This is a genomic window from candidate division KSB1 bacterium, from assembly GCA_022562085.1.
Classification (GTDB): domain Bacteria; phylum Zhuqueibacterota; class Zhuqueibacteria; order Oceanimicrobiales; family Oceanimicrobiaceae; genus Oceanimicrobium.
This window is the reverse complement of the sequence record JADFPY010000301.1, coordinates 1-5,723: the sequence shown is the minus strand read 5'-3', so window position 1 is coordinate 5,723 and position 5,723 is coordinate 1. Positions and strand designations below refer to the sequence as shown.

Sequence of the window (5,723 nt, the reverse complement as noted above, 5' to 3'; positions counted from 1 at the left end):
GCGGTAAAATTATTTCTTTGCAGCTAATTTAACAGCCTCCACGATATTCTGATACCCCGTGCACCGGCACAGATTCCCTGACAGCGCTTCCCGGATTTCTTCCTCAGTTGGATTTGGGTTTTCTTTTAAATAAGGAACCAGAGTCATCAAAAAGCCGGGTGTGCAAAATCCGCATTGCAATCCGTGAGCTTCGTGAAAGGCCTTTTGCAATGGATGTAACTCATCGCCCTCAAGAGCCAATCCCTCGACAGTAATAATTTCCTCGCCATCGACTTGGACCGCAAACATGAGACAGGAACGCACTGCCTGGTCGTTCAGCAAAATGGTGCAGGCGCCGCAAACGCCATGTTCACAGCCAACGTGGGTGCCGGTGAGTCGGAGCTCATGGCGCAGGAAGTCGCTGAGCAGCAAACGCGGCTCTACAGAGCGTTGATGCTCTTTTCCGTTTACAGTAAGAGATATGCTAAATTGGTCGCTCATCAAATTTCGATTTTACTAAACTTTTGAAGTTCACTAAGATCTCGATTGTTTAGAATGACGGTAAAAATAATTGGCGTGAATAAAATACTGTATCAATTTTTTCTGCCTAAATCAAGGGAAAACGTTTATTTGTTTGAATAACGTTGGTTCAGCACCGATCTTCACTTTGCCTGAAACAAAACCGACGAGTTTGCGAATAGTAAAGTAATGCCCGGTTTTTTATCCTTGCCTTTTTATTTTTTTAAGAAAATTTAATATACTCAGAATAAATCTTTTGATTTTACAAAAAGCCGGTTTATATTAAAGTCCATTCAGGAATTTTCCAAAAAAAATTAAATTCAATTAAATTAAGGAGAGTAAAATGAGAAGTCAAGTCTCGATTTTAGTCTTATGTTTTTTGGTTTTATCATTTGGCTTTATTTATGGTCAGGTCAACCGGGTCGAGAAAGGCAACCTCGTCATAGAAGATATCCCGGACATCCCTGAGCGAATTAAAAGCCGCATGGGACAGTATCAAAACGTGCGATCCGCTTTCTTGCAGGACTGGCATCCTTCAGGCCAGGGGATGCTGATCTCAACCAGGTTTGGTGAAACTAATCAGTTTCATTGGGTGAAGATTCCGGGGGGTGCGCGTGAGCAAATCACTTTTTTTGAGGAGCCGGTCAGCAGTGCCAATGCCAACCCGAAAAAGCCGGGCTTTCTCTTTAGCAAAGATGTGGGTGGCTCGGAATTCTATCAGCTCTTTTATTTTAACTTGCAAAATGGCAACTACAAAATGCTAACTGACGGCAAATCCAGAAACGGCTTTGGATTGTGGTCCAACAACGGCGACCGTTTTTCTTTCTACACCACCAAACGCAATGGCCGGGATTGGGATATTTATGTTGCGGATGCCGACCAAGCGGATAGAGCCCAGCCTATATTAGAAAAAACCGGCACCTGGGTCGCCGTCGATTGGTCGCCGGATGACTCCAAACTGCTGGTTTTTAATTACATTTCCATTAATGAGTCCTATCCATACGTTTTGGATCTGAAAACGAAAGAACTTATTCAAATTAATCCTTCAAAAAAGAAAATTTCTTATGACAGCGTTGAATTTTCGAAAGACGGCAAAGGAGTTTACCTGACTTCAGATGAAAACAGCGAATTTCAACGGCTTCAGTATTACGATCTGAAAACAAAGAAAATGTCTGTTCTAACGGCGGACATACCCTGGGATGTCAATGAATTTAGTTTGTCTGATGACGCCAAATTTTTGGTTTTTGTATCAAACGAAGATGGCATCAGCAAACTGCACATGTGGAATCTGCAAACTGATAATCCTGCTAAATTGCCTGAAATTCCAGTTGGGCAAATTTACGGACTCAATTTTAGCCCGGACAGCAAGCGGTTGGGCATGGTTTTAAACACTCCGCAAACGCCCGGTGATATTTACGCTTTAAATATTGAACAGAACGAGTTGGTGCGCTGGACTTACAGCGAAGTGGGCGGTTTGATGACGGACAATTTCGTGACGCCAGAGCTTATTCATTATGAAACCTTTGACAAAGTGGACGGCAAGGCGCGGATGATTCCAGCTTTTTATTTTAAACCCAAAAATGTGACGGGTCCGGTTCCTGTGCTTATTTCAATTCACGGCGGCCCGGAAGGTCAGTACCGGCCATTCTTCAGCTCGGCAACGCAATATTATGTGAATGAGCTCGGCATCGCGGTGCTGGCGCCGAATGTCAGGGGGTCGGCGGGATACGGCAAAAGTTACCTGAAACTGGACAACGGTTACAAACGCGAAGATTCGGTTAAAGATATTGGCGCTTTACTCGATTGGGTGGCTGGGCAGCCGGAGTTTGATAAAGATCGCGTTGCGGTTATCGGTGGCTCATATGGCGGCTACATGGTTCTGGCTTCAATGACCCATTATAATGACCGGCTGAGCTGCGGTATTGACATAGTTGGAATCAGCAATTTTGTAACCTTTTTGAAGAACACCAAAGAATACCGTCGTGATTTGCGTCGAGTCGAATACGGCGACGAACGCGATCCAAAGATGAGTGAATTTCTCAACAAGATTTCGCCAAATAATAATGCGACGAAAATAACCAAACCCATGTTTATTGCCCAGGGGTTGAACGACCCGCGGGTGCCCGCCAGCGAAAGTGAGCAGATGGTGGAAGTTATCCGCAAAAATGGCGGCGGGGTCTGGTACTTGCTCGCGAAAGATGAGGGCCACGGTTTCCGCAAGAAGACCAATCGCGATTTTTACTATAATACCGTAGCCATGTTCCTGGAAACCTATCTTGTCGGAACCGTCGAGCAGACGAGTATGCGGTAAAGCGATCTTCATTTAAACCTCGTCGCGATGGTCTGCGTCGCGACTTCTTCGCTTCCACCCTCAGAGGCAGAGGAGCGAAGCGATCTTGAACTTGAAATCCCTTGCTCTTGCGAGGGATTTTTTTTGCTCAAATCTGAGAGTTCGTGTTGGTCATTCTAAAATCCGCCATTATTATCAATCATTTGAACTTTTTTATATTTTTTGCTAAAACTTTGCTTCACTTCTGCCGATTATTTTCATGACAGATGTTCACTGTATCGAAATAGTTTATTTTAAAAAAATAAAGGAATGAGTTATGTCGGGAATTGAAATCAAACGGGAAATTGAAAAAACGATTGCAAGTGGGTCTTTTGCATCCTGGACCATAGGTGTTACCGATAGTACAGCTATCGCCAGAGCACGCCTTCAAAACCCGGAGTGCTGGCACAGTTGGCAGGCTGATTCGCATCAGGAAGCCAAGACTGTACAAAATCTCTTCACGTCAAAAAAAATGAGAAGTGGCAATAGCAGCGGTCAGGCTCCAACCTATATCTACATTTATTAGTTTTATCAAATTGTCCACCTGAAATTCTCCCATTTCAGGTGGACTGTTTTTTTTCTGAAACATTCCCCGTCTTTATTATTAAATTAGTAATCAATCGTTATGCCAACTATCATCTACTATATCACCGGTCACGGTTACGGCCACTCTACCCGCTCAATCGAGTTGATCAAAACCCTGTTGAGAAAGAATTCTGATCTGTTTTTCCATATCCGCACAGATGCGCCCAAATGGATTTTCGAATTAAATCTCGATTCTAATTACCAATTTCACAATGTGAAGCTCGACGTCGGGGCCGTGCAGGAGACCAGTTTTCACATCGATAAGAAGAAAACGTTCGACGAAGTCGCTAAGCTTTATCAACAAAAAGATGAGATAGTTAAACGGGAGAGCGCTTTTGCAGCACAGGCGGGTGCAAATCTAATCATTGCCGATATTCCACCGCTGGCATTCGACATCGCCAAAGCAGCCGGGATTCCAGGCATCGGGCTGGCCAACTTTTCCTGGGACTGGATCTACCAGGATTACATCGATGTGATGCCGGAATTCAATTCTCTGATTCAGCAAATCAGATCATCTTACAACAAAGCAGATTTGCTGCTCAGGCTGCCTTTTTATGGTGACTTGTCGGCATTCCCGAAGATAGCAGATATTCCCCTTATTGCTCGAAAAGCAGAACTGCCCAAAGAACGCGTCCTGCAGCTTCTGGAAATTGCACCTCGCAAACGCGATAAACTGATTTTGTTAGCGTTTCGGGCCAACGATCTAAAAGAAGTTGAGCTCGAAAAAATTGCATCATTGCAAGGATTTAAATTTATTACCCTGGGACTCTCCAAAACTTATAAAAATTGCATTAACATCCCGGCCAACTTCATCCGTTTCCCTAATTTGTTGAACGCCTGCGACGCGGCAATTTCGAAGCCGGGATACGGCCTGGTGGCGGAAATAATCGCCAACCAAACGCCGCTGCTTTATACTTCCAGGAACGATTTTGTTGAATATGAAGTTCTGGTTCAAGGTTTAAAAGAGTACGCAGTCGCCAAGGAGTTATCACGTGAGGATTTTTTTGCCGGAAGTTGGCAGGAACATTTCGGGGCTCTTCTCCAACAACCTGCTAATTGGAAACAAATTGAGTTGAATGGGGCCGAAATAGCTGCTGATGAGGTTTTGCGGTTGACCGACGAGGGATAGGGAAATCTGAGGGGGTGAATCTCACATCCTGGCGTGCAACGGAGATTGTCATTCTTAAGAAAACTAAAATCAGATATCCTGGATTGTTAAAATATATTAAATAAATAGTCAAAACTTATTCAACAAAAACATTCTTTAAGAATATAAAAATTATTGTTCACGGGCGGGGTAGTCCTCAAGGACAGCTTCAAGAATGAGTTCAGCGATTAACTCGTCATCATGTTTTAAATTATATATTGCGCCGTGGGATTGATCACTATGCGGAATGGGGTCATGAAGCACTTCAAGATTCCTACGGTCGGGACTTTCTGTACGGACCTTATGGCGAACTTCGCCGACATTTAAGATAGCAGTTCTTGCACTGGCACCGACTCTATTAAATGTCGCGGAGTAGATTTTTTGGATCTTTCTCACTTCACTAGCTCTGTCCGAACATTTGAGAAATTCCAGCCAATTTACTGATAAGCTTTCTTCATCTGTTCTTAACATGAAAGCAGTGGCCTGAATTTCTCCTTCCGGAGCTTGCATTGGTCTACAGAATCTAGCTATATGATTACTATCAGGTATCTTATCACCTTTCACCAAGTACCCAATCTTTTAATATTTCTGGTGAAACTATTTTCATTAGAGTGTCACTCGTTGCTATTCCGGTTAATCTAATTTTGTGTTTCGGATGTCTATCGTTTGGTTTGAAAAGGACAAAACGAACACTTTCATTTGGCAAAAAATGTGCGCTGAATGTTCGATTCTCCCCTCTCCATGAAGCATAAATATTATAATCAGGTGTTAATGATAGAATTGGATTCTTTATTTTTGTATTCAATTTAAGGAAATCATAAAAATTACTGAGTGAGCCGATTGAGATACCAAGGCTCCTGGGTTTTTCTTCTTTTGCAACATTAAACAAAGTGATAAGTTTATTTGCCAAGCTTTCGTGATTCGAAATAAAGAGCGATTTCCTAATCTGATGTATTAATGCTTGCACTTGGTCATCCTTGGTGCTAAGTAGTTCCGCCTGTGTAGAAGGATCGTCTCGCCAATATACTGAAAGCCTTGGCTTTTCTTGGTTTACGGTGGGTGTGGCATCGAATTCAATGTCTGATAATCGTGTTACATCTTGATCTTGATTTTGCTCAAGCCACGATAAAGGTGTTATTTCTTCCTGCCAAGCTACCTCAGGCA

At 43.1% G+C, this 5,723-nt stretch carries 6 protein-coding genes; 3 read left to right on the top strand and 3 right to left on the bottom strand.

Going from position 1 to position 5,723, the window contains the following annotated elements; all coding sequences use genetic code 11:
* Window positions 1-9: 9 nt before the first annotated feature.
* Window positions 10-480 carry a (2Fe-2S)-binding protein gene (locus IH879_18625; protein ID MCH7676941.1) on the bottom strand — a complete coding sequence of 157 codons (471 nt, stop codon included), beginning with the start codon at window positions 478-480 and terminating at the stop codon, window positions 10-12.
* Between the two features lie 361 nt (window positions 481-841).
* On the opposite strand from IH879_18625, the gene IH879_18620 reads away from it, so the two are divergent.
* The 3 genes from IH879_18620 to IH879_18610 all read left to right on the top strand — a co-directional run bounded on the left by IH879_18620 (window position 842) and on the right by IH879_18610 (window position 4,541).
* Window positions 842-2,809 carry a S9 family peptidase gene (locus tag IH879_18620; protein ID MCH7676940.1) on the top strand — a complete coding sequence of 656 codons (1,968 nt, stop codon included), beginning with the start codon at window positions 842-844 and terminating at the stop codon, window positions 2,807-2,809.
* A gap of 295 nt (window positions 2,810-3,104) precedes the next feature.
* A complete protein-coding gene (locus IH879_18615; GenBank protein MCH7676939.1) occupies window positions 3,105-3,353 on the top strand; it encodes a hypothetical protein in 249 nt (82 codons plus the stop codon).
* Window positions 3,354-3,452: 99 nt separating this feature from the next.
* Window positions 3,453-4,541 carry a hypothetical protein gene (locus IH879_18610; protein ID MCH7676938.1) on the top strand — a complete coding sequence of 363 codons (1,089 nt, stop codon included), beginning with the start codon at window positions 3,453-3,455 and terminating at the stop codon, window positions 4,539-4,541.
* Window positions 4,542-4,691: 150 nt separating this feature from the next.
* Here IH879_18610 and IH879_18605 read toward each other — a convergent pair whose 3' ends face one another.
* Both IH879_18605 and IH879_18600 read right to left on the bottom strand, forming a co-directional pair.
* Window positions 4,692-5,069, bottom strand: coding sequence for a hypothetical protein (locus IH879_18605; protein MCH7676937.1), 378 nt, complete (start codon window positions 5,067-5,069; stop codon window positions 4,692-4,694).
* A gap of 43 nt (window positions 5,070-5,112) precedes the next feature.
* The coding region (locus tag IH879_18600; GenBank protein MCH7676936.1) for a hypothetical protein at window positions 5,113-5,723 on the bottom strand (611 nt) is incomplete at its 5' end.